At 71.9% G+C, this 22,176-nt stretch carries 22 protein-coding genes; 11 read left to right on the plus strand and 11 right to left on the minus strand.

Annotated elements, in window-relative coordinates; translation table 11 throughout:
* Positions 1 to 712 precede the first annotated feature (712 nt).
* The 3 genes from ASF38_RS17335 to ASF38_RS00145 all read left to right on the plus strand — a co-directional run bounded on the left by ASF38_RS17335 (position 713) and on the right by ASF38_RS00145 (position 2,598).
* A complete protein-coding gene (locus ASF38_RS17335) occupies positions 713 to 862 on the plus strand; it encodes a hypothetical protein (RefSeq protein WP_156364687.1) in 150 nt (49 codons plus the stop codon).
* 89 nt (positions 863 to 951) lie between these two features.
* Positions 952 to 1,569 (plus strand): DUF47 domain-containing protein, encoded by a 618-nt coding sequence (locus ASF38_RS00140; protein WP_055970137.1) that lies wholly within the window; start codon positions 952 to 954, stop codon positions 1,567 to 1,569.
* A 3-nt stretch (positions 1,570 to 1,572) separates the two neighbouring features.
* A complete protein-coding gene (locus tag ASF38_RS00145) occupies positions 1,573 to 2,598 on the plus strand; it encodes an inorganic phosphate transporter (RefSeq protein ID WP_055970125.1) in 1,026 nt (341 codons plus the stop codon).
* Between the two features lie 172 nt (positions 2,599 to 2,770).
* On the opposite strand, the gene pstB is transcribed toward ASF38_RS00145, so the two are convergent.
* The 5 genes from pstB to ASF38_RS00170 form a co-directional block, all read right to left on the minus strand.
* Positions 2,771 to 3,550 carry a phosphate ABC transporter ATP-binding protein PstB gene (gene pstB / locus ASF38_RS00150; protein WP_055970123.1) on the minus strand — a complete coding sequence of 260 codons (780 nt, stop codon included), beginning with the start codon at positions 3,548 to 3,550 and terminating at the stop codon, positions 2,771 to 2,773.
* 6 nt (positions 3,551 to 3,556) lie between these two features.
* Complete coding sequence (pstA, locus tag ASF38_RS00155; protein WP_056572827.1) at positions 3,557 to 4,636, minus strand: phosphate ABC transporter permease PstA; 1,080 nt, start codon at positions 4,634 to 4,636, stop codon at positions 3,557 to 3,559.
* Positions 4,636 to 5,586, minus strand: coding sequence for a phosphate ABC transporter permease subunit PstC (gene pstC / locus ASF38_RS00160; RefSeq protein WP_056572830.1), 951 nt, complete (start codon positions 5,584 to 5,586; stop codon positions 4,636 to 4,638). The genes pstA and pstC overlap by 1 nt, the downstream gene beginning before the upstream one ends.
* Positions 5,587 to 5,671: 85 nt before the next feature.
* Entirely contained in the window at positions 5,672 to 6,772 is a 1,101-nt protein-coding gene (pstS, locus tag ASF38_RS00165; RefSeq protein ID WP_056572832.1) for a phosphate ABC transporter substrate-binding protein PstS, read from the minus strand.
* A 127-nt stretch (positions 6,773 to 6,899) separates the two neighbouring features.
* Positions 6,900 to 7,811, minus strand: coding sequence for an NUDIX hydrolase (locus ASF38_RS00170; protein ID WP_056572835.1), 912 nt, complete (start codon positions 7,809 to 7,811; stop codon positions 6,900 to 6,902).
* Between the two features lie 74 nt (positions 7,812 to 7,885).
* Here ASF38_RS00170 and ASF38_RS00175 point away from each other — a divergent pair, with 74 nt between their 5' ends.
* Positions 7,886 to 8,932, plus strand: a complete 1,047-nt coding sequence (locus ASF38_RS00175; protein ID WP_056572839.1) for a hypothetical protein — start codon at positions 7,886 to 7,888, stop codon at positions 8,930 to 8,932.
* A 6-nt stretch (positions 8,933 to 8,938) separates the two neighbouring features.
* On the opposite strand, the gene ASF38_RS00180 is transcribed toward ASF38_RS00175, so the two are convergent.
* The gene (locus ASF38_RS00180; protein ID WP_082480174.1) at positions 8,939 to 11,020 is read right to left on the minus strand and encodes an RNA degradosome polyphosphate kinase; all 2,082 of its coding nucleotides are present in this window, start codon (positions 11,018 to 11,020) and stop codon (positions 8,939 to 8,941) included.
* Positions 11,021 to 11,206: 186 nt separating this feature from the next.
* Here ASF38_RS00180 and ASF38_RS00185 point away from each other — a divergent pair, with 186 nt between their 5' ends.
* Positions 11,207 to 12,253, plus strand: a complete 1,047-nt coding sequence (locus ASF38_RS00185; protein WP_055970105.1) for an alpha/beta hydrolase — start codon at positions 11,207 to 11,209, stop codon at positions 12,251 to 12,253.
* A 12-nt stretch (positions 12,254 to 12,265) separates the two neighbouring features.
* On the opposite strand, the gene mshD is transcribed toward ASF38_RS00185, so the two are convergent.
* From mshD to ASF38_RS00205, 4 genes are all read right to left on the minus strand, one after another.
* The gene (gene mshD / locus ASF38_RS00190; RefSeq protein ID WP_056572842.1) at positions 12,266 to 13,066 is read right to left on the minus strand and encodes a mycothiol synthase; all 801 of its coding nucleotides are present in this window, start codon (positions 13,064 to 13,066) and stop codon (positions 12,266 to 12,268) included.
* Between the two features lie 68 nt (positions 13,067 to 13,134).
* Positions 13,135 to 14,595, minus strand: coding sequence for a carboxyl transferase domain-containing protein (locus ASF38_RS00195; protein WP_055970099.1), 1,461 nt, complete (start codon positions 14,593 to 14,595; stop codon positions 13,135 to 13,137).
* The gene (locus ASF38_RS00200) at positions 14,592 to 15,815 is read right to left on the minus strand and encodes a CaiB/BaiF CoA-transferase family protein (RefSeq protein ID WP_056572845.1); all 1,224 of its coding nucleotides are present in this window, start codon (positions 15,813 to 15,815) and stop codon (positions 14,592 to 14,594) included. Before ASF38_RS00200 ends, ASF38_RS00195 begins: the two co-directional genes overlap by 4 nt.
* 1 nt (position 15,816) lies before the next feature.
* Positions 15,817 to 17,142, minus strand: coding sequence for an SLC13 family permease (locus ASF38_RS00205; RefSeq protein ID WP_055970093.1), 1,326 nt, complete (start codon positions 17,140 to 17,142; stop codon positions 15,817 to 15,819).
* A 111-nt stretch (positions 17,143 to 17,253) separates the two neighbouring features.
* On the opposite strand from ASF38_RS00205, the gene ASF38_RS00210 reads away from it, so the two are divergent.
* Both ASF38_RS00210 and ASF38_RS00215 read left to right on the plus strand, forming a co-directional pair.
* Positions 17,254 to 17,961, plus strand: a complete 708-nt coding sequence (locus ASF38_RS00210; protein ID WP_056572850.1) for a FadR/GntR family transcriptional regulator — start codon at positions 17,254 to 17,256, stop codon at positions 17,959 to 17,961.
* A complete protein-coding gene (locus ASF38_RS00215; protein ID WP_056572853.1) occupies positions 17,958 to 18,725 on the plus strand; it encodes a sulfite exporter TauE/SafE family protein in 768 nt (255 codons plus the stop codon). Before ASF38_RS00210 ends, ASF38_RS00215 begins: the two co-directional genes overlap by 4 nt.
* Positions 18,726 to 18,746: 21 nt before the next feature.
* Here the strand turns inward: ASF38_RS00215 and ASF38_RS00220 are convergent, their stop codons facing one another.
* Positions 18,747 to 19,487, minus strand: coding sequence for a response regulator transcription factor (locus ASF38_RS00220; RefSeq protein WP_056572857.1), 741 nt, complete (start codon positions 19,485 to 19,487; stop codon positions 18,747 to 18,749).
* Between the two features lie 304 nt (positions 19,488 to 19,791).
* Between ASF38_RS00220 and ASF38_RS00225 the strand changes: the two genes are divergently transcribed.
* The 4 genes from ASF38_RS00225 to ASF38_RS00240 all read left to right on the plus strand — a co-directional run bounded on the left by ASF38_RS00225 (position 19,792) and on the right by ASF38_RS00240 (position 22,116).
* Positions 19,792 to 20,037 (plus strand): MoaD/ThiS family protein, encoded by a 246-nt coding sequence (locus ASF38_RS00225; protein WP_056552890.1) that lies wholly within the window; start codon positions 19,792 to 19,794, stop codon positions 20,035 to 20,037.
* A gap of 40 nt (positions 20,038 to 20,077) precedes the next feature.
* On the plus strand, positions 20,078 to 20,881 hold the full coding sequence (locus ASF38_RS00230) for a hypothetical protein (RefSeq protein WP_156366724.1): 804 nt from the start codon (positions 20,078 to 20,080) through the stop codon (positions 20,879 to 20,881).
* 33 nt (positions 20,882 to 20,914) lie between these two features.
* On the plus strand, positions 20,915 to 21,376 hold the full coding sequence (locus tag ASF38_RS00235; protein WP_056572863.1) for a thioredoxin family protein: 462 nt from the start codon (positions 20,915 to 20,917) through the stop codon (positions 21,374 to 21,376).
* Positions 21,377 to 21,672: 296 nt separating this feature from the next.
* On the plus strand, positions 21,673 to 22,116 hold the full coding sequence (locus ASF38_RS00240; protein WP_056572866.1) for a DUF4395 domain-containing protein: 444 nt from the start codon (positions 21,673 to 21,675) through the stop codon (positions 22,114 to 22,116).
* Positions 22,117 to 22,176: the final 60 nt, after the last annotated feature.

Consider the following 22,176-nt stretch of genomic DNA (forward strand, 5'->3'; position numbering starts at 1 on the left):
AGCAGGTGTGGTTCAGCTGCGCGGCGGTGTGGCGAAGGCGGGTAGGCAGGCTCGCGAGAGGCGCCCTCCTGGGCTGCCGCCACCAGACACGTCGCCTGCGCCATGCTCAGCGCGTGGCACCTCGCAATCATGTGCGCAACTCATCGCGACACCAGGTCGCGTGTCCGCCAAGTAAGCCCGATGCGGTCCGCGCCTGGGAGCCCGTGACCGTGTGGTGCCCATGCGCCCGGGATCCGCATGAGGGGCGGGGTTGCACGCCTCAGACCGTTCAGCACGGTGCGTCGTGAAGCGGCTGAGGAAGGCGGCTTGCACGACGGACCTCCACCCAGCGGGTGGCCGATCGCATGAACTGCATAGAGGAAACAGAACTGCCGCTGGCACCGAACAGGGGCCGGAGATGGCCACGACGTTCCCGATGGGACGCGCTGCGTTCTCGCTCTTGGAAGGTTCACGCGTTCCGAGTAGGTGAGCCGCAGCGTTCCCGCCGGGGCCTGGGATTCCAGATCACATCCGTGTGTTTCCGCAGCGTTGAGTTAATGTCCCCACGTCCCAGAGGCCCTGGCGAGGCCAGTCTGCCAGCGTTCGGTGGACGCGGCCGCCGGGCCGTCGCCATCGGCGCGAACTGCTGCCGAGAGGTGGCCGGTGGGGTTACCCTGGGCGCACCGCCTCCCCCCGGGCGGTGGACATCCCCCTTGCATCATCGGAGCACCCCATGCTCGAGCCCCTCGACGATCGTCTTCGCGACGACGACGTGCTCGACGAGATCGAGCTCACGAGCCGGTTGATCATCGCCGCGTCGAACCGCGAGACCCCCATGACGCAGGCCGAGGTCGACGCCTTCCTCGGCCTCGACATCCGCTGAACGGACCCTCGAGGTCCGGCCGATTGACACTTGGTGAACGTCAGCACCTACAGTTGTCTCGGCCTGAACCGAATCGACAGGAGCTTGGCGTGCGATTTCGCATCCGTCCGGTGGAGACGTCCTTCTACGACCTCTTCGCAGAAGCCGCATCCCACCTCGTGCACGGTGCCAACCTCCTGGCACAAGTCCTCGACCCCGACGTCGACCGCGTCGCCCTCGGCGAGCAGATGCGCGACGCCGAGCACCAGGCCGACGAGACGACCCACAAGATCGTCAAGCGGGTCAACTCGACGTTCGTGACGCCGTTCGACCGCGAGGACATCTACCGCCTCGCCAGCAGCCTCGACGACGTCATGGACTTCATGGAGGAGACGGTCGACCTGATCGGCCTCTACGAGATCGGCGAGCTGCCCAGCCAGTTCGCCGCCCAGGTCGAGGTCCTGCAGCGCGCCTGCCAGCTGACCGCCGAGGCCATGCCCCGACTGCGCACCATGAAGGACCTCGAGGAGTACTGGATCGAGATCAACCGCCTCGAGAACCAGGGCGACCGGTCCTACCGGCGCATCCTCGCCGACCTGTTCAGCGGCAGCTACAAGTCGCTGGAGGTCCTGAAGCTCAAGGACGTCGTCGACTCCCTCGAGCACGCGATCGACGCCCTGGAGTCCGTGGCCAACACGGTGGAGCAGATCGCCGTCAAGGAGTCCTGAGCCATGGACCTCGTCCTGACGATGGTGATTGCCGTCGTCGTGATCGCGCTCGTCTTCGACTACACGAACGGGTTCCACGACGCGGCCAACGCGATCGCGACCTCGATCTCGACGCGTGCCCTCACGCCGCGCATCGCCCTGGCGATGGCGGCGGTCCTCAACTTCGTGGGAGCCCTGCTCGGTGTGGGGGTCGCCCAGACCATCCAGGGCATCATCGACATCGACTCACGGGTGTCGTCCGGCGTCGACATGGATCGCGCCCACGGCCTGACGATCGTGCTGGCGGCGCTCATCGGCGCGATCACCTGGAACCTCATCACCTGGTACTTCGGCATCCCCTCGTCGTCGTCGCACGCCCTCATCGGCGGCATCGTCGGCGCCGGCGCTGCCTCGGCCACGGCCGTCGACTGGGCGACCCTCGTCGAGAAGGTCGCCATCCCGATGGTGCTCTCGCCGCTGCTGGGCTTCGCGGGTGCCTTCGCCCTGATGACGGCCATCATGTGGATATTCCGCAAGGCCAATCCAGGGAAGGTCGCCCGCGGCTTCCGTCACGCGCAGACCGTCTCGGCGGCCGGCATGTCGCTCGGCCACGGCCTGCAGGACGCGCAGAAGACGATGGGCGTCATCGTCCTCGCGCTCGTCGCCGGTGGCTTCGAGGACGGATCCGACGTCCCGCTCTGGGTCATCATCGCCGCCGCCTCCGCCATCGCCGCCGGCACCTACTCGGGCGGGTGGCGCATCATGCGCACCCTCGGGCGTCGCATCATCGACCTCGACCCGCCCCGCGGCTTCGCGGCCGAGGGCGTGGCCGCCACGGTGCTCTACGTGATGGCCATCGGCCTGCACGCCCCCGTCTCGACCACGCACACGATCACCTCGGCCATCATGGGCTCGGGCGCCACCAAGCGCTTCAGCGCGGTGCGCTGGGGCGTGGCGAAGGGCATCGTCACCGCCTGGATCGTCACCATCCCCGCGGCTGCCGCGGTCGCGGCGGGGTTCTACGGCGTCGCCCAGTTCTTCCTGCCCTGACCCGGCCGGGGCTGAACCCCGGGATGCACGGGTTGCTTCCCGTGCCGCCTTGGGAGAACCATGCAGCCCGGGAGATTCCCAGGTCGACCTGGGAATCGGCGAGACCGGGGCGGAACGCAGCGACGCCCGCCCCGGAGAGGGACGGGCGTCGAGGACGCGTTGCTCGGTCGGCTCAGCCGAACCGGCCCTGGATGTAGGCCTCGGTGGCCGACTCCTCGGGGTTGGAGAAGATCTTCTCCGTGCGGCCGAACTCGACGAGCTTGCCCGGCTTGCCCACGCCCGCCAGGTTGAAGAACGCGGTGTCGTCGGAGACACGCGCCGCCTGCTGCATGTTGTGGGTGACGATGACGATCGTGTACTTCTCCTTGAGCTCGTGGATCAGGTCCTCGATGACGCTCGTGGAGATCGGGTCGAGGGCCGAGCACGGCTCGTCCATGAGCAGCACCTCGGGCTCCACCGAGATGGCGCGGGCGATGCACAGGCGCTGCTGCTGACCACCCGACAGCCCGGAGCCCGGGCGGGCGAGGCGGTCCTTGACCTCGGCCCACAGACCGGCGCTGCGCAGCGAGCGCTCGACGATGTCGTCGGACTCGGACTTCTTCATCCGCTTGCTGTTGAGCTTCTGGCCCGCCAGCACGTTGTCGTAGATCGACATCGTCGGGAACGGGTTGGGGCGCTGGAAGACCATGCCCACCATGCGGCGCACGTTGACCGGGTCCATCTCGTCGGCGTAGAGGTCCTCGCCGTCGATGAGCACCTTGCCCTGCACGTAGGCACCCGGGATGACCTCGTGCATGCGGTTCAGCGACCGCAGGAAGGTCGACTTGCCGCAGCCCGAGGGGCCGATGAAGGCGGTCACCGCGCGGGCGGGGATCGCGATGTTGACGCCCTCCACGGCGAGGAAGTCGCCGTAGTAGATGTTCAGGTCGGAGACGTCGATGCTCTTGGCCATCGGGGTTTACCTTTCGCCCTTGGGTGAGAAGAAGTACGACACGAGACGTGCGACGAGGTTGAGCAGCATCACGAGGGCGAGCAGCACGAGCGCCGCTCCCCATGCGCGGTCGATGCTGAACTCCGGCGGGACGCCCGGGTAGCGGATCGAGGAGTAGGCGAACACCGGCAGCGTGGCCATGCGTCCGTCGAAGAGGTTGAAGTTGGTGGAGTCCGTGGCGCCGGCGATGATCAGCAGCGGGGCCGTCTCGCCGATCACACGGGCGATGGAGAGCGTGATGCCCGTGACGATGCCGGCCAGGGCCGTGGGCACCACGACCTTCGCGATGGTGCGCCACTTCGGCACGCCCAGGGCGAACGCGGCCTCGCGCAGCTCGTTCGGCACGAGCTTGAGCATCTCCTCGCTCGAGCGCACCACCACGGGGATCATCAGCACCGAGAGGGCCACCGAGCCGCCGATGCCCATGCGCACGCCCTCGCCGAAGATGATGACGAAGAGTGCGTAGGCGAAGAGCCCGGCGACGATCGACGGGATGCCGGTCATGACGTCGACGAGGAAGCGGATCCAGCTCGAGATCTTCTTGCCGTCGCCGTACTCCACCACGTAGATGGCGGTGAACAGGCCGATCGGCACGCTGATGAGCGTCGCGGCGCCGGTGATGAGCAGGGTGCCCATGATGGCGTGGTAGATGCCGCCGCCCTCGCCCACGACGTTGCGCATCGAGGCGTTGAGGAACTCGCCGGACAGCACCGGCACGCCGCGCGAGAGCACGGTCCAGATGATGCTGGCGAGCGGGACGAGGGCCAGGCCGAAGGCCGAGTAGACCAACAAGGTGATCAGTCGGTCGACGGCCTTGCGGCTGCCCTCGACGAGGCGCGACCAGATCGGCAGCGCGAACGTGAGGAGCCAGCCGAGCAGGACGCCCCGGACCGGTCCGATGCCGGAGAAGGAGGCCAGGACCGCGACCGTGGCGGCGACGCCGACGACGATGCGCGGCGCCCAGAGCGGCAGCGTCGCACCGCGCAGGGAGTCGAGGAGCTCCTCGGTCTCGCGGGAGCGCTGGGGGCGGGGTTCGGTCGTGGTCATCAGTTGGCTCCCGAGAAGTCCTTGCGCCGGTCCACGATCGCCCGAGCGGCGAAGTTGACGACGAAGGTGATGACGAACAGGACGAGGCCGGAGGCGATGAGCGCGTTGACGGTCAGTCCGCTGGCCTCGGGGAAGCTGAGGGCGATGTTGGCGGCGATCGTGCTCGGGTTGGACGAGCTGATCAGGTTGGCCGTGACGATCGACGCGGGCGAGAGGACCATGGCCACCGCCATCGTCTCGCCGAGCGCGCGGCCCAGGCCGAGCATCGCACCCGAGACGATCCCGGAACGCGCGTACGGGAAGACGGCCATGCGGACCATCTCCCAGCGGGTGGCGCCGAGTGCGAGTGCGGCCTCCTGGTGCAGACGCGGCGTCTGCAGGAAGATCTCGCGGCAGATGGCGGTCATGATCGGCAGGATCATGATCGAGAGCACGATGGCGGCCGTGAGGATGGTGCTGCCGGTCGGCGACGGCGGTCCTGCGAACAGCGGGATGAACCCGAGCGTGTCGTTCAGCCACCGGTAGAAGGGCACGATGGCGGGCGCGAGGAAGATGATGCCCCAGGCGCCGTAGACGACGCTCGGGACCGCGGCCAGCAGGTCGATGACGTACCCGAAGACCGAGCCGAGCCGCTTCGGCGAGTAGTGCGAGATGAACAGCGCGACGCCGATGGCGACCGGCACGGCGATCAGCAGGGCGAGGACCGCCGCGAGGAGCGTGCCGTAGACGAGCGGCCACACGTAGGGCACGAAGCTCTGACCGCTCTTCACCTCGTCGGGCGAGGCGGTGATGCCGGGGATGCCCTCGACGGTCAGGAAGAGGGCGACGCCGGCCAGCGTCAGCAGGATGACGAGCGCGGCGCCGAAGGAGAGGCCGAAGAACACTCGGTCGCCTGGGCGCGTCGGGGCGCGGCGGGCCTGGGGAGGCTCGGGGGCGAGCTTCGAGGTCACGACGTTCCTTCCGGGTGGTGGGGGAGTGGAGCGGGTCCGGTCCCCGCCTCGCCCGGTGAGGGGTCGAGGCGGGGACCGGGTCCGATCAGCTGGCGGCCTTGATGGCGCCGACGGCCTCGGCGACCTTGCTGGCGAAGTCCGCCGTGAGCGGCGCGGAGCCGGCCTGCTCGGCGGCCGTCTTCTGGCCCTCGTCGCTGGTCACGTACTCGAGCCAGCCCTTGACGAGGTCCGCCTTGGCGGCGTCGTCGTAGCTCTCGCACGCCATCATGTAGGACACGAGGACGATCGGGTAGACGCCCGACTCCGTGGTGTCGCGCTCGATGTCGACGGCGATGTCGGTGGCGTCGCGGCCCTCGACCTGCGTGGCGGTGTCCAGCACCTTGGCGGCGGCCTCGGGGGTCACCTCGACGAACTCGTCGCCGACCTTGACCTTGGTCTGGCCGAGGTCACCGGCCTGCGACTCGTCGGCGTAGCCGATCGTGCCGTTGCCGTTGGTGACGGCCTGGACGACGCCGGACGTGCCCTGGGCGGCCTCGCCGCTCTTGATCGGCCAGGTCTCGACCTCGCCACCGGACCACGCGCCGCCGGAGGCGGCGTCGAGGTAGGCGGTGAAGTTCTTGGTGGTACCCGAGTCGTCGGAGCGGTGGACCGGCGTGATGTCGGTGTCCGGCAGGTCGGCGTCGGGGTTGTCGGCGGCGATGGCCGAGTCGTTCCACTTCGTGATCTTGCCCTCGAAGATCCCGCCGATGACCTCGGGGGAGAGGTTCAGCTCGTCGACGCCCTCGAGGTTGTAGATGACCGCGATGGGGCTGACGTAGGTGGGGACCTCGACGACGTTGCTGCCGCAGGTCTCCTTGGCCTTCGCGAGCTCCTCGTCGTCGAGGTAGGCGTCGGATCCGGCGAAGTCGACGCCGCCGGCGATGAACTGCTCGCGTCCCGCGCCGGAGCCGGCCGGGTCGTAGTTCACGGTCACGTCGCTGTTGGCGGACTGGAAGCCGGCCTTCCAGGCGCCGACGGCGGCCTCCTGGGCGCTCGACCCGGCACCGTTGAGGGTGCCGGAGAGCGACGAGTCGCCCGAGCCCGAGCCGGAGTCGCCCTCGTTGGAGGCGCCACAGGCGGAGAGTCCGAGAGCGAGGGTGAGAGCGAGGGCCGCGGGGGCGGCTGCACGCAGCGTGGTGCGGTTCACGGGGGGTGTCCCTTCGATGATCACATGCTTCTGTCGTCGTGGACGCTAGGGATGCCAGGTGTATCGGGACCCGTAGGACGGTGAACGGCCGGTGAACGATGGGCGAAGGAAGCGGACTCGTCGCTGGTCAGCGGGGTGACGCAGGTCTCCCCAGCGGCTCGGAGGCGAGCACCTTCCCGCGGCGGTGGTGCAGCACGACCCCATCGCCGGGGGCGAGGTCGGGGGCCTCGACCCCCAGCGCCTCGAACACCCACGGCAGCGTCGGGCGGTGCCCACAGATCACCGCGGGGGGCTTGGCGTCGAGGACGGCGTCGACGCAGCGGCGCACGTCGGAGCGGCGCGTGTCCTCGGTGAGCCGGTCGTCGAGGCGCAGGAACGCGCCGATGGACCGGGCGAAGGGCTCCACGGTGGCCGCGCAGCGCTCGGCCGGGCTGGTGACGACGCGCCGCACCCCGTACGCCTGCAGGATCGGCACGAGGGCCTCGGCGCGGCGCTCGCCGACGAGGGTCAGCGGCCGGAGCGTGTCCTCCCCGGACCAGCTCTCGCGTGCCCTCGCCTTGCCGTGGCGGACCACGACGAGCGTGCGGGTGCGGTGGGCCTTGTCGTCGCGCAGGTCCAGGAAGGCCTCGAGCAGGTCGTGGTCGTGGTCGTAGCTGAGGAGCTTGCGGGCGTGCCCCGGCCGCACCCACCGCACCTCGTCGACCTCGCGGTTCGGCACGAAGGGCGTCTCGGTGCGGCCGACCACACGGGCCGCCCAGTAGCTGACCCGCTTGGGGCCGCCGGCCACGCGGTACTGCGTGTCGGGCAGCGGGTGGCCGAGCCGGATCCGCTGCCCGGTCTCCTCGGCGACCTCGCGGACCGCGGTCGTCACCAGGTCTTCCCCGGGGTCGGGCTTGCCCTTCGGGAACGTCCAGTCGTCGTAGCGCGGACGGTGCACGAGGAGGAGCTCGACGGGGCGTCGACTCGTGTCGTCGGGACGAGGGGTGGCGCGCCTCCAGGTGACGGCGCCGGCGGCGGTCAGCGGACGTTCACGTGACATGCCTCGTATTGTTCACGTCCAAGGTGTCCAGACGGTGACGAACCGACCTGGCGAGACGACGAGGAGGTGGTCCGGTGGTGCGCAGGAGCCCGTCGGTCGTGGTGCTCGCCGTCGTCCCGCTCGTGGTGCTCGCGCTCGCCGCCGGGGTCGCCTGGGCCGTCACGGGACCGGGGCAGCAGGTCCTCGGGCGGGCCGACGTCCGCGGGCCGCTGGCGTCGGCGCTGGCGGTCGCCCCGGCCGACACGACGGTGCTGGGCTTCACCGACTGGGACCGCATCCGCGACTCCGGGGTGGCCGATCCCGCCACGCGCGACCTGGCCACGCGGTCGGCGCTCTCCGACATCGGCGAGGCCGTGCCCCAGGCGCTCGGCTGGTCGACCGACGACGTCCGCTGGGAGGCGTTCGTGCAGGACCTCGGTGCCGGGGTCCTGGTGGTCGCACCCGGTGACGCGTTGTCCTGGAGCGAGGTCGAGGACGGTCTTCGCGAGGCCGGGTTCGACCAGGACGGCGACGGGTGGAGCGCCACGCCGCAGGTCCTCACCGAGAACGGTCTCGGTGACCAGTTCACCGCGGTGCGGCTCGTGCGCTCGGCCGGCGTGCTGGTGGCCGCCACCGCGCCCGAGGCCGCCGACCAGGTCGTGCGGACGGCCACGGGCCGCGACGCGTCGCTCGCCACGGTGCGCCAGGCGGCCGACACCGCCCAGGCCCTGACCGGCACCGACACCGTGCTGCTGCAGGCGGGCTCGCTGGGGTGCGACGCCGCCGCGGTGCCCGACACCGACCGCGCCGCCGCCGACGCCGCGCAGGCGCGCGAGGGTCGTCTGCAGGCCTACTCGTTCGCGGGGCGGTCCCTCACCGACCGTGGCGGCTCCGGCGCCAGTGCACAGACCGCGACCTTCGCGATGACGTTCGACGACGTCTCGACCGCCCGGGAGCAGGCGCCGATCCGCGAGCGGCTCGCGACCGGCCCCTTCATCGGGCGCACCGGCCAGGTGGAGGACGAGCTGCGCGACCCCTCCGCCACGGTGGACCAGGCCACGGTGGCGCTGTCGTTCGACCGGTCCGCCGACGGCACCGTGCTCATGCTCGGCACGGGTGCCCTGCTCTTCGCCGCCTGCTGAACGGCCTCAGGAGGTCGCGCGGCTGCGGCGGCGCTTGGCGCGGGCGATCAGCTCGGTCTGCACGTCGCGCTCGGTCGCGTGGCGGGTCCACGTGCCGTCGGCGCCGAGGTGCCAGGAGCTGGTGGCGTCGTCGGCCATCCTGGCGAGCAGGTCACCGAGCGTCTGCACGTGCTCGGCACTGGGCACCCGCACCAGCACCTCGACACGGCGGTCGAGGTTGCGGTGCATGAGGTCGGCCGACCCGATCCAGGCCTCGGGGCTTCCGCCACCGGCGAACCAGTAGACCCGGCTGTGCTCCAGGTAGCGCCCGAGCACGCTGCGCACCTCGATGTTGTCGCTCAGCCCCGGTACGCCCGGTCGGAGCGTGCAGATGCCGCGCACGACGAGTCGCACGGGGACGCCGGCGCTCGACGCCTGGTACAGACCGTCGATGACGCCCTCGTCGACGAGGGAGTTCACCTTGAACGAGATCCCGGCGGGCCGTCCGGCCCGGTGGTGCTCGATCTCGCGACCGATGTGCTCCAGCAGGCCCTCGCGCAGGCCGGACGGGGCCACCATGAGGCTGCGGTACTCGCTCTGGTGGGCGAACCCCGAGAGGGCGTTGAACAGCTCGAGCAGGTCGTTGGTGATGTCGGGGTCGCTCGTCAGCAGCCCGAAGTCCTCGTAGAGGCGGGCGGTCTTGGGGTTGTAGTTGCCCGTGCCGAGGTGGGCGTAGCGGCGCAGCCCGTCGGGCTCGTCGCGCACCACGAGCGCCAGCTTGCAGTGCGTCTTCAGCCCCACCAGGCCGTAGACGACGTGGCAGCCGGCGCGCTCCAGCTTGCGGGCCCAGCGGATGTTGGCCTGCTCGTCGAAGCGGGCCTTGATCTCCACGAGCACGAGCACCTGCTTGCCCGCACGGGCCGCGTCGACGAGGGAGTCGATGATGGGGGAGTCGCCCGACGTGCGGTAGAGGGTCTGCTTGATGGCGAGCACGTGCGGGTCGGCGGCGGCCTGCTCGATGAAGCGCTGCACGCTCGTGGCGAAGGAGTCGTACGGGTGGTGCACGAGCACGTCGCGGCGACGCAGCGTGCCGAAGAGGTCGGCGGGGCTCGCGGTCTCGACCTCCGCCAGGTGCTCGTGGGTGCCCGGGACGAACGGGTCGAACTTCAGCTCGGGACGGTCGAGGTCGGCGATCTCGCCCAGGCTGCGCAGGTCGAGCGGACCCTGGAGACGGAACACCTCGTCCTGCCTGATGCCCAGCTCGGAGACGAGCAGGTCGAGCACCTCGGCGTCGATCGTCTCCTCGACCTCCAGCCGCACGGGCGGGCCGAAGCGGCGCCGCAGCAGCTCCTTCTCGAGCGCCTTGAGCAGGTTCTCGGCGTCGTCCTCCTCGACCTCGAGGTCCTCGTTGCGGGTCACGCGGAACGCGTGGTGGGCCACGATCTCCATGCCGGGGAACAGCAGGTCCAGGTGGGCGGCGATGACGTCCTCGAGGGGGACGTGGCGACCGTCGCTCGTCGGCATCCAGCGGTCGATGATCGGCGGGACCTTGACGCGCGCGAAGTGCTGCTTGCCGGTCTCGGGGTTGCGCAGCACCAGGGCGAGGTTCAGCGAGAGGCCGGAGATGTAGGGGAAGGGGTGGGCCGGGTCGACCGCCAGCGGCGTGAGCACCGGGAAGACCCGGTCGCGGTAGGTGGCGCTGACGTCGGCGCGCTCGCTCGGCGTCAGGTCGTCCCAGCGGACGAGGGCGATGCCCGCCTCGGCGAGCGCCGGCACGACGTCGGACGCGAAGGCACGTGCCTGCTCGATCATGAGGCCGTGGCTGGCCTCGAGGCTGCTGGCGAGCACGTCCTTGGGGTGGAAGCCGCTGGCCGAGGGCACGGCCACGCCGGCGGCGATGCGGCGCTTGAGGCCGGCGATGCGCACCATGAAGAACTCGTCGAGGTTGCTGGCGAAGATCGACAGGAAGCGCACGCGCTCGAGCAGGGGCAGCGAGGCGTCGTCGGCGAGCTCGAGCACCCGGGCGTTGAACGCGATCCACGACAGCTCTCGGTCGAGGAAGCGGTCCGCGGGCAGCTCGCCGTCGGCGGGGTCGAACGGCGGGTCCACGTCGAACTCGTCGGGTGATGCGGGTGTCTCGACCGCGGGGAGGTCCAGATCGGTGGTGTCCACACGTCGAGTGTCGCAAGCCCAGGTGAACAGTGCTTGAACGACGACGTGTGCCGGGCTCGACGGACGCCGACGTCGCGGCGGACACGGGGGTCATGGACCGACGTGGGGCGCTATGGTGCGCGCATGGTGTCGACGACGAAGCTGCTGGCGCTGGTGCAGGCCAAGGGCGCCCAAGGCCTCTTCTCCCTCCCCACGCCGGTGATCAGGCGGCTCGCTGGTCGGCCCCGCACCGTCGAGGGCCGCACGCTCGATCCGGAGATGCAGCTCCTCCTGCGGATCATGGGCCTGCAGGGCCCCGCCGTGGAGACCCTGTCGATCACCCGCGGCCGTCGCATGTACACCGAGGCCTTCCAGATGCTCGGCGGCGCCCAGCCGATCGGTGCGGTCACCGACCGCACCATCGACGGCCCCGGCGGACCGCTCGCCCTGCGCTTCTACACGCCCCGAGGACTCAGCGGCCGGTCCCCGGCGCTCGTGTACCTGCACGGCGGCGGCTGGGTCTACGGCGACCTCGACGCCTACGACGCCGTCTGCCGGTTCCTGGCCGAGGAGGCGCAGGTGCGGGTCGTCTCCGTCGACTACCGCCTGGCGCCGGAGGCGCAGTTCCCGGCCGGCTTCGAGGACGCGTGGGCCGCCTGGCGCTGGGTCACCGAGCACGCCACCGGCCTCGGCATCGAGCCGTCCGCCATCGCCGTGGGCGGCGACAGTGCCGGCGGCAACCTCTCGGCCCTCGTGGCGCAGCACGCCGCCCACGCCGACGACGTGGTCGCGCCGGCCTTCCAGCTGCTGATCTACCCGGCCACCGACTTCGTGGAGGAGCTCCCCAGCCGGACGCTCCTCGGCGAGGGGTACCTGCTCACGAAGGCCTTCATGGACCTGTGCTCCGACAGCTACCTGGCCGGTGACGAGGACCGGGCCGACGCGCGACTGTCCCCGCTGCGCCAGGACGCCACCGGAGCGGCACCCGCCTACGTCGTGACGGCGGGCTTCGACCCGCTGCGCGACGAGGGCACCGCGTACGTGGAGCACCTGCGGGCCGCCGGCGTCACGGTGGAGCACGTGGAGGAGCGCGGGCTCATCCACGGCTTCGCGAACATGGTGGGCATCGGTCGTTCCGCGCCGCGGGCCATGCGCCGGGCCGCCGCCGCGCTGCAGCGCGGTCTCAGCTGACGTCGGCGCCGCTCACGCGCGGGCGTAGAGCGTGTCGCGTGCGTGCTCGGCGAAGCCGAGCCGACGGTAGACGGTGAGGGCGGCGTCGTTGTCGCCCTCGACGTAGAGGTCGACGGTCCGCAGGCCCCGTTCGTGCAGGTGGCGCAGACCGCGCGCGGTGAGGGCGGTGCCGAGCCCCCGGCCGTGCGCGGCCGGGTCGACCCCCACGACGTAGACCTCGCCGATGTCCCCCTCGACCTTGGTCCAGTGGAAGCCGACGACCTCGCCCCGCTCGTCCTCCGCGACGAACAGGCCTGCGGGGTCGAACCACGGCTCGGCAGCGCGCCGCTCGAAGTCGGCGCGGTCCATGGCGCCCTGCTCGGGGTGGTGGGCGAACGCGCGCCCGTTCACCGCGACGACCGCGTCGGTGTCGTCGGGACGGAAGCCGCGCAGCGTGACGCCCTCGATCGCCCGCTCCTGGGGGGCCTGCTCGCCGAGCACGAGACGCAGGACCAGCAGGGTGCGCTCGGGCGTGAACCCGGCCGAGGCGGCCAGCGCCTGTGCGGCGGGCAGGTCGCCGTGCGCCCAGAGCCGACGTTCCCCGCGGTCGACCAGCTGGTCCAGGAGCGCCCGGCCGATGCCCTGGCGGCGGTGGTCGGGATGCACCACCAGCTCGGCGGGTGCGTCGGAGAAGGCGACCGCGGCCGCCACCTCGTCGCGCTCCAGCAGCACGCGGGGCTCGTCGCCCTCCCGCAGCGCGATGCGGGTCGCCTCGTTGAGGGGCTCCACGCCGTCGACGTCGGTGGCGGCACGGGCGAGGTCGGACAGGCTCATGCCTCCATGATGACGCGGGGTGCGAGACCCCGCGGCGCACCGGGTCCGTGGTCGGCGCGCCGCGGGGGTCAGCCGCGGTGCAGGTCGGCGAGCCGACGCAGCTGGTGGCCGACCTCGGCCGCCACCGCGCTCGCGAGCGCCTCCGGCGTGTCGTCCGCCGGCTCCGGCACCACGTGGTGCACGGTGCCGAGCTCGTGCAGGTCGAGCGCCGAGACGCGCTGCTGCTCGGCCATCTCGGGCGCGTGGTCGACGTCGCCGTGCACGATCGCGCTCGCACCCTCGGGCGGCAGGGGCGACAGCCACGCGTTCTCGGTGGCCACCACGACGTCGGCCGGCAGCAGCGCGAGCGCGCCGCCACCGCAGCCCTGGCCCAGCAACACCGACACCGACGGGACGGTGAGGGTCGACATCGAGGCGATGCAGCGGGCGATCTCGCCGGCGATCGATCCTTCCTCGGCCTCGGGGGAGAGCTCGGCGCCCGGCGTGTCGATGACGGAGACGAGCGGCAGGCCCAGCTCCTGGGCCAGACGCATCCCGCGCCGTGCCTCGCGCAGCGCCGCCGGCCCCATGGGGTTGGCGGGCGTCTGGGTGGTGCGGTCCTGGCCGACCACGACGCACGGGACGCCGTCCAGGCGCGCCAGGGACACGAGCATCGCGCTGTCACGCTCGCCCTCGTCGGTTCCCTGCAGCCGCACGGTGGCGTCGCTGCCGTGCCGGAGCAGGTGGCGCACCCCGGCGCGTCCCTCGCCGCGGGTGAGCTCGATGGACTCCCACGTGCTCAGGCGACGTTCGGCGTCGGGCTCGCGACCCGGGCGGCGGTCCCGCGTGGACTCCGTTGCGGCGTCCACCAGGATGCCGAGGGCGCGGTCGACGACCATCGGCAGCTCGTCGTGCAGCACGACCTCGTCGATGATGCCCCGCTCGGCCAGGTTCTCGCTGACCTGGACGCCGGCCGGGAACGGCCGACCCTCCAGCAGCTCGTAGACCTTGGGCCCGAGGAAGCCGACGAGGGCGCCGGGCTCGGCCACCGTGACGTGCCCGAGCGAGCCCCACGAGGCGAACACGCCGCCGGTGGTGGGGTGCCGCAGGTGCACGAGGTAGGGCAGACCGGCCGCGCGGTGGTCCATGATCGCTCGGGAGATGTCGACCATGTGCACGAACGCGGGCGTGCCCTCCTGCATGCGGGTGCCGCCCGAGGCCGTGGAGGCGAGCAGGGGCAGGCCCTCGGCCGTGGCCCGGCGGACGGCGCTCGTGATGCGCTGGGCGGCGGCTCGACCGATGGATCCGGCGAGGAAGCCGAACTCGTTGAGCACGAAGGCCACGGGCCGGCCCTTCACGAGGCCCCGCCCGGTGATCACGGACTCGTCGGTGCCGGCCCGTGCCGCGGCCTTCTCGACCGCGGCGCGGTACTCGGGGGAGTAGCCCGAGACGTCGATCGGCTCGTCCCAGGACTCGTGGGACCCGGGGTCGAGCACGAGCTCCACCAGGTCGTGGGCGCCGATCCGCCCACCGCTCTGACGCTCGGTCATCGTTCTCCTTCGTCGATCCAGCGACGGACGGAGCCGCCGTGCTGGTCCAGCGTGGGGGGTGCCTGGTGGTCGGTGCGGGTCGTCTCGACCCCGCCGCCGTCGAAGAACCGCAACGGCGGACCCGGCAGCGTCACGCTACCCAGGGTCGCGTGCTCGACGTCGACGAGGAGCCCTTGGCTGTGGGTCTGGTCCCAGGCGTAGACCTCGTCGAGGGTGCGCACCTTGCCGGCGGGGATGCCGACCTCGGCCAGCCGCGCGAGCAGGTCCTCGGCCTTCCAGTCGGCGAAGACCTGCTCGACCAGCTCGACGACCTCCTCGCGACGGGCGACCCGCTCGGGGTTCGTCGCGAAGCCCTCGAGGTCGGGGTCGACGTCGAAGCCGGCGCAGAAGTCGTGCCAGAGGCCCTCGCTCCCGACGGCGATCTGCACGGCTCCGTCGGCGCAGCGGAACAGGCCGTACGGCGAGATGGACGCGTGGTGGTTGCCCTGCGCCCGGCCGACGGTGCCCGCGACGGTCCAGCGGGTCCCCTGGAAGCCGTGGACGCCGACCGTGGCGGCGAGCAGCGACGTGCGCACCACCTGGCCGCGGCCGGTCCGCTCCCGCTCGTGCAGCGCGGTCATGACGCCGTAGGCGCCGTACATGCCGGCCAGGATGTCCGAGATCGGGGTGCCGACCTTCTGGGGATCGTCCGGCGAGGAGCCCGTGATGGACATCAGCCCGGCCTCGCCCTGGGCGATCTGGTCGTAGCCGGAGCGGCCCCCCTCGGGCCCGTCGTGCCCGAAGCCGGTGATCGAGAGCACCACGAGGCGGGGGTTGCGCTCGCACAGGCCGTCGAGGCCGAGCCCGAGACGCTCGAGCACGCCCGTGCGGAAGTTCTCGACCAGCACGTCCGCGCGGTCGACCAGGGCGAGGAGGACGTCGCGGTCGGCCTCGTCCTTGAGGTTGAGCGCCACCGACTCCTTGTTGCGGTTGGCCGACAGGAAGTAGGTCGACTCGCGCTGCCCGTCGGGGTCGGCCTCGTCGGCCGTGCCGACGTGCCCGTCGGCGTGGGGCCAGCGGAAGGGCGGACCCCATCCGCGGGTGTCGTCGCCGTGGCCGGGGGCCTCGATCTTGACCACGCGGGCGCCGAGGTCGCCCAGCATCATCGTGGCGTGCGGCCCGGCGAGAGCGCGGGAGAGGTCGACGACCAGCAGGTCCGAGAGCGGTCCGGAGCTCGTCATGTCAGGCCCCCCATCCCGGCAGCACGAGCGCGGCCCAGACGAGCAGCGGACCGACCAGCACCACGATCACGCTGTAGGTCAGGATCTGCTTGTAGTAGACCTGCTCGGTCACGGTGTCCGGCCGGTTCGCGAGCATGAGCGCGCCGTTCGTGGAGAACGGGCTCACGTCGACGATGGTCGAGCTGATGGCCAGGGCCGCGATGAACATGGCCGGGTGGATGCCGCCGTCGACGATGAGCGGGATGGCGATCGGCACGATCACGGGCAGCAGCGCGGTGGAGGACGCGAACGCCGAGACCACGCCGCCGACGTAGCAGAGGATCAGGGCGCCGATGGCCACGGCGCCGAGGCCGGCGGCCCAGCCACCGACGTACTCCGGCGAGCCGGCCTGCGTGAGGATCGCGGCGTACGTGCTGACACCGGCCACGAGCAGGACGGTCGGCCAGGCGATCTGGCTGACGGCGCCCTTGTGCTCCTGTGCCGACAGCATGGCGAGGATGACGGCGGCGGTGATGGCCACGAAGCCGATGTTCTTGTCGAAGGCGAGGGCCACGACGGCCACGCCCACGAAGGCGACGAGCGTGAGCACCTGGTCGGTGCGGACGCCCGTCGCGGCGGTGCCGGTGGGGGCGTCGACGCCGTAGCCGCGGGCGGTCACCTTCGCGCCACCGGTGTGCAGGTCGGCGGTCAGGGTGTCGTCGTCGCCGGGCTCGATGCGCTGCGACATGAGGCGGCGACCACCGAGGGCGAAGAACAGGATGGCGGCCATGACCAGGTTGACCACGAGGCTGGCGAGGAACACCGTCATCTCGCTGACGGGCAGGCCGTTCTCGCGCATGACCGAGTTGGTGATGGTGCCGTAGATGCTGATGGGGGAGAAGCCGCCGCCCTGGGCGCCGTGCACGACGAACATGCCCATCATGAGCGGGCTGATCTTGTACTTGCCGGCGAAGCCGAGCGCGATGGGGCCGATGATGGCGCAGGCCGCGGGGCTCGCTGCGCCGATGGACGTCAGGAGCGCGGTGACCGCGAACATGACCCACGGGATCAGCGCGACGCGCCCGCCGACCGCCTTCACGGCGGTGGTGACGATGAGGTCGACGGTGCCGTTGTTCTTCGCGATCGCGAAGAGGTAGGTGACGCCGATCAGGGTGAGGATCAGGTCGCCGCTCACTCCGGCGAGGATCTCCTTCTCGTCGAGGTCGAGCGCGTACATGCCGACGAGCCACGCGGCCACGTAGGCCAGGGCTCCCATGTTGATCGGCAGCAGCGTGCCGATGACGAACAGCGCGACGAGCGCGATGATCGCGATGAGTTCCGGTCCCATGGCGGGAGCCTCCTGTGCAGTCGTGACGAGGGTCGTGTGACGGGAGTCACCCCCGATGGATCAGTGGCCTAGCCAATAGTCATCTGAGCCGATTGTCAATACCCTGGCTCCATGGCTTCCCCGAACGACGGCCTCCGACCGGTCGCGCGCCCCCGCCTCTACGAGCAGGTGGCCGAGCAGATCGCCACGTGGGTCGCCGACAACGGGCTCGGCGCCGGCGACCGTCTCCCGCCCGAGCGCGACCTCGCCACGCGCCTCGGCGTCAGCCGCGCCACGGTCAGCCAGGCGCTCGTCGCGCTCGAGGTCGTCGGCGCCGTCACGGTGCGCCACGGCGACGGCGCGATCCTCACGGGGGGCTCCGGGGTCCGGCGCATCACCGAGGCGATCCGCGAGCACGCCCAGCGGCTGCCCGACGTCATCGACGCCCGCGACGCGCTCGAGACCAAGATCGCCGCGCTCGCCGCGCAGCGCCGCAGCGACGCCGACGCCGACGCCATCGACGCCGCGCTCGACGACATGGAGGCCGACATCGACGCCGGCGGTCGCGGCGTCGCCGGCGACGAGCAGTTCCACGCCGCCGTCACCGCCGCCGCGCACTCGACGTTGCTGGCCCGCATGATGGCCGAGATCAGCGAGCTCGTGCTCGAGACCCGCATCGAGTCCCTCGGCCAGCCCGGCCGGCCCCGCGACTCGCTCGCCGCCCACCGACGGATCGCGGCCGCCATCCGCGCCGGCGACGCCGACGAGGCGGCGCGAGCCATGCACGACCACGTCGAGCAGGTCAGCGACGTCGCGATCCTGCGCGAACCACCCGCGTGAGCGCGGGGGAGGTCGCCGCGATCGTCGCGGCGGGCTTCGGTGCGGGCATCGCCACCGCGTCGATCGGCGTGGCGTCCCTGGTGAGCTTCCCGGTCCTCGTGGCGCTCGGCGTCCCGCCCGTCACGGCCAACGCCTCCAACACCGTGGGACTGGTGCCGGCCGGGCTCAGCGGGTCCTTCGGCTACCGCCGCGAGCTCTCCCTGCACCCTCGCGTGACCGCGACCGTGCTCGGGCTCAGCGGCCTGTTCGCCGTGGTCGGCGCGCTCCTGCTCCTGCGGCTCCCCTCCTCGGTGTTCGAGTCGGCCGTGCCCTGGCTCATCCTCTTCGCCTGCTCGCTGGTGGCCACGCAGCCGCTCATCTCGCGACGGGTCCGGTCCCGGCGGGGCCCCGACCACGTGACCGGCCCGCCGCGGGTGGGCGCCGGCGTGGGGCTCGGCACCGCGGCGTGCGGGGTCTACGGCGGCTACTTCGGCGCCGGGCAGGGCGTCATGATGATCGCCGTGCTGGCCTTCGGGCTGGAGCTGCCGATGGCCGTGATCAGCGCACTGCGCACGGCCGCGATCCTCGCGTCCAACCTCGTCGCGACCGCGATCTTCGTCTTCGTCGCACCCCTGGACTGGACCGTCGTGCTCCTGCTCGGGGCCGGGTCCGTCGGCGGCGGCTACGTCGGGTCGATCATCGGTCGACGCCTGCCCGACCTGGTCCTGCGTGCGCTCGTCGTGGCCTCCGGCGTCACCGTGGCCGCCCTGATGCTGCGGGGCTGACCTGCCGCGCGTCGTGGTCCGTCAGGCGCGGGCACCCGGACCCGGGACCCTGGAGGCGGGCTGCGAGGGACGCTCCTCGGTGTCGGGGGTGGTGGCGACGAAGCGGTAGCCGACGTTGCGCACGGTACCGATGAGCGTCTCGTGCTCGGTGCCCAGCTTGGCGCGGAGTCGACGCACGTGGACGTCGACCGTGCGCGTGCCGCCGAAGTAGTCGTAGCCCCACACCTCCTGCAGCAGCTGCTGGCGGGTGAACACCCTTCCGGGGTGCTGGGCGAGGAACTTGAGCAGCTCGAACTCCTTGAAGGTGAGGTCGAGCGTGCGGTTCTCGAGCTTGGCGGTGTAGGTGGCCTCGTCGACGACCAGGCCGCTGGAGGCGATGAGGTGGGAGTCGTCGTCGCCGTCCTGGCCGGCGGCCACGCGTCCCATGGCGAGCCGGAGGCGTGCCTCCAGCTCGGCGGGTCCTGCCGTGGTGAGGATGACGTCGTCCATGCCCCAGTCCGAGGCGGCGACCGCCAGGCCACCCTCGGTGAGGATCAGCACGAGCGGGCACTCGATGCCGGTCGTGCGGATGACCCGGGTGAGGCTGCGCACCTGGGCGAGGTCGTGGCGACCGTCGACGAGGACCGCGTCGGACGGTGGCGCGTCGATCAGCGCACTCGCCTCGGCGGGGAGGATCTTGACGTGGTGGGGCAGCAGCGCGAGCGCAGGCAGCACCTCCACCGAGGACTGGGTGCTCTTGGTCAGGAGCAAGAGGTGCGACACGAGGTCCCTCCGTCGTTCCGCCGCGGGCGCGGTGCCCGCCGCTCGCAGGTGGTACCGGTCCGGAGCGTCACCCCGAGGGGACCGCCTGCGTCAGTGCTTCCGTGGTGTTGCTGGGCTTCTGCGGTGTTGCTGGTGCTGCGTGCGTGCGTGCTGGTGGTGCTGGTTATGACAAGAGGCCAGGTGATGTCACCGTGGCCTCGTCGCATGGTCGAGAATAGTGCATGTGTCGGACGAATCACCAGAAGGTGTCGCGGAAGAGAACGACGTCACACTCGCCGCTGCGAGCGGTCGTGACGGCGTCACGGTGCGCTACTGGGCTGCCGCGCGTGCCGCCGCGGGCGTCGAGACGGAGACCGTCGTCGGCGCCACGCTGGCCGAGGTCGAGGCCGCCGTGGTGCGACGACGACCGGGGGACCGGCGCTTCTCCGACGTCCTGGGCATCTGCTCCGTGCTCGTCGGCGAGGTACCGGTCGGGGGTCGCGACCACGCCGACGTCGCGCTCGAGCCGGGGTCGCTGGTCGAGTTCCTGCCCCCCTTCGCCGGTGGCTGAACCGGCCGCGGGGCACCGGCCGGTTTGGCATCATGCTGTGGTGCCCCGCCTCGTGTCGTCGCTGCTGTCGACCGCGCTCGCGGGGCTGCTCGCTCTCGCCGTGACCACGGGCGAGCTGTGGCTGGTCGCCGCCGGCGTCCTGCTCGTCCAGGTCCTGGTGGCCGCGGCCCCACCCTCGGCGGGCCTCGAGCAGGTCCGTTCGGGCTCGTTCGTGCCGGTCGCGGCCGGCAGCCTGGTGGCCACCGGTCTGACCCTCGACCCGAGTCTGCTCGCCGGGACCTCCGGCACGCGGGCGGCCCGCGACGCGCTCCTGTCGTCCGGCGTCCTCGCGGGCGTCCTCGCCGGGGTGGCGGTCGTGGTGGCCCTCGCCTGGTTCACCCAGATGCTGCGCCGCGACGGCCGGGAGCACCTCGTCCGCTCCGCCGCCGCGACGGTGACGCTCGGCGTCCTGGCCACGCTGGCTGCCGGCTGGGTGGCCGCAGCGCGGGCGTCCCTGTCGACCGACGTGGTCCTCATGGCCGGCGTCGGGCTGTCGGTCGCCGTGCTCGTCTGGGCCGCGCCGGGCGACCGCGTGGTGCTCGCGTCGGTGGCCGTCCTGGCCGGGGCAGGTGCGGGAGCGGCCGTCCCGCTCGTCGTCGACGGGTCCGGCACGTGGGTCCTCGGCACGGCCGTCGGCGCGGGTGCGGCGCTGTGCGCCCTGCTGGGCCAGGTGGTCGGCCGTGCCTGGACCGCCGGAGGGACGACCTCGGGGCCGGAGCTGTGGGTGTTCCCGGCGGCGCTCTCGGTGGCCCTGGCGGCTCCGGTGGCGCACCTGGGCGCCCAGCTCGCGGTCCTCGTGGTCTGATCCGGACGTGGTCCGTCCACGTAGCCTGGGCGGGTGACCGGTGCCCTCGTCCTCGTCGCCGCCCTCGTGGCCACGGCCCTGCTCGCCCTCGTGATGCAGCGGCGCAACGGCCGGTTCACGAGCCGTCCCGGGGCCGCCACGGAGGGCACCGCCGACCCGGTCGAGCCCGGTGGGTCGGGCGAGCTCGCGGATCTCCCGCGCGTCACGGCCGACGAGATCGGTGCGGCGCTGGGCGACCGGCTCACGCTCGTCCAGTTCTCCAGCGCCTTCTGCAGCCCGTGCCGTGCCACCCGGGCCCTGCTCACCGACGTCGTCTCGACCCGGGCCGACGTCGCGCACGTGGAGGTCGACGCGGAGTCCCACCTCGACCTGGTCCGACGGCTGAACATCCTGCGCACGCCCACCGTGCTCGTCGTCGATGCCGACGGCGTGGTGCTGAGCCGCGCGTCCGGTCTCCCGCGTCGGGACCAGGTGGTGGCGGTCCTCGACGCCTGAGGCGCCTCGCGCCGGCGGGACCCACGTCCCTCGGCAGGCTCGTCCATTCTGTGAGACGACTGTCCGTCATGCGAGACAGAAAGCAGGGTCGCAGCCGCTCGCGGCCTACGCTGGTCCCATGACCGGCTCGACGAACCTGACGCGGCGCCTCGCGGTGGACCACTGCCGCACGCGCTCCGCGCTCTGTCGTCCTCGCTGATCGACCGCGCGAGCACCCACCCGCGGTCACGAGCCGACCTGTCCCGGCCGACGTCGACCCTGCGGTCGCGCGCGCCTCCCTCCTCCAGGAGTTCCTCATGTCACGTCCCACGCACGTGGACCCGCGCGGCCAGCGCTTCGCCGCGGCGATCACGTCGGTCGTGCTGGCGCTGGCCCTGGTCCTGCCGACCTCGGCCGCCGTCGTCCTGCTCGCCGGGCAGGGCATCGTGTTCGCGATCGGCGCGAGCGGTCACCTGCACCGTTCGCCGTACGCGGTCGCCTTCGCGCGGCTCGTCCGACCGCGCATCGGCCCGCCGGCCGAGCCCGAGGACGCCCGCCCTCCGCGGTTCGCGCAGACGGTCGGCCTCGCGTTCGTGGCCGTCGCCCTCGTGGGCTTCGTCTCCGGAGCGGACGCCGTGGGCTACGCCGCCACGGCTCTCGCCCTCGTGGCCGCGCTCCTCAACGCGGCCGTCGGCTTCTGCCTCGGCTGCGAGCTCTACCTGCTCGCGCGTCGCGCCACCGCGTCGCGCCAGCCCGCCTGACCACCACCCACCCCGACCACACAGCCCCATCCCCACGCCCAGTGGGTCAACACACGGAGG

It is taken from the genome of Aeromicrobium sp. Leaf272 (genome assembly GCF_001422865.1).
GTDB lineage: Bacteria > Actinomycetota > Actinomycetes > Propionibacteriales > Nocardioidaceae > Aeromicrobium.

Coding starts and splice junctions, on each gene's coding strand:
- ASF38_RS17335 (WP_156364687.1), top strand. CDS start 713: ATGCTCGAGCCCCTCGACGATCGTCTTCGCGACGACGACGTGCTCGAC.
- ASF38_RS00145 (WP_055970125.1), top strand. CDS start 1,573: ATGGACCTCGTCCTGACGATGGTGATTGCCGTCGTCGTGATCGCGCTC.
- pstB (WP_055970123.1), bottom strand. CDS start 3,550: ATGGCCAAGAGCATCGACGTCTCCGACCTGAACATCTACTACGGCGAC.
- pstA (WP_056572827.1), bottom strand. CDS start 4,636: ATGACCACGACCGAACCCCGCCCCCAGCGCTCCCGCGAGACCGAGGAG.
- ASF38_RS00170 (WP_056572835.1), bottom strand. CDS start 7,811: ATGTCACGTGAACGTCCGCTGACCGCCGCCGGCGCCGTCACCTGGAGG.
- ASF38_RS00185 (WP_055970105.1), top strand. CDS start 11,207: ATGGTGTCGACGACGAAGCTGCTGGCGCTGGTGCAGGCCAAGGGCGCC.
- mshD (WP_056572842.1), bottom strand. CDS start 13,066: ATGAGCCTGTCCGACCTCGCCCGTGCCGCCACCGACGTCGACGGCGTG.
- ASF38_RS00195 (WP_055970099.1), bottom strand. CDS start 14,595: ATGACCGAGCGTCAGAGCGGTGGGCGGATCGGCGCCCACGACCTGGTG.
- ASF38_RS00200 (WP_056572845.1), bottom strand. CDS start 15,815: ATGACGAGCTCCGGACCGCTCTCGGACCTGCTGGTCGTCGACCTCTCC.
- ASF38_RS00205 (WP_055970093.1), bottom strand. CDS start 17,142: ATGGGACCGGAACTCATCGCGATCATCGCGCTCGTCGCGCTGTTCGTC.
- ASF38_RS00210 (WP_056572850.1), top strand. CDS start 17,254: ATGGCTTCCCCGAACGACGGCCTCCGACCGGTCGCGCGCCCCCGCCTC.
- ASF38_RS00240 (WP_056572866.1), top strand. CDS start 21,673: ATGTCACGTCCCACGCACGTGGACCCGCGCGGCCAGCGCTTCGCCGCG.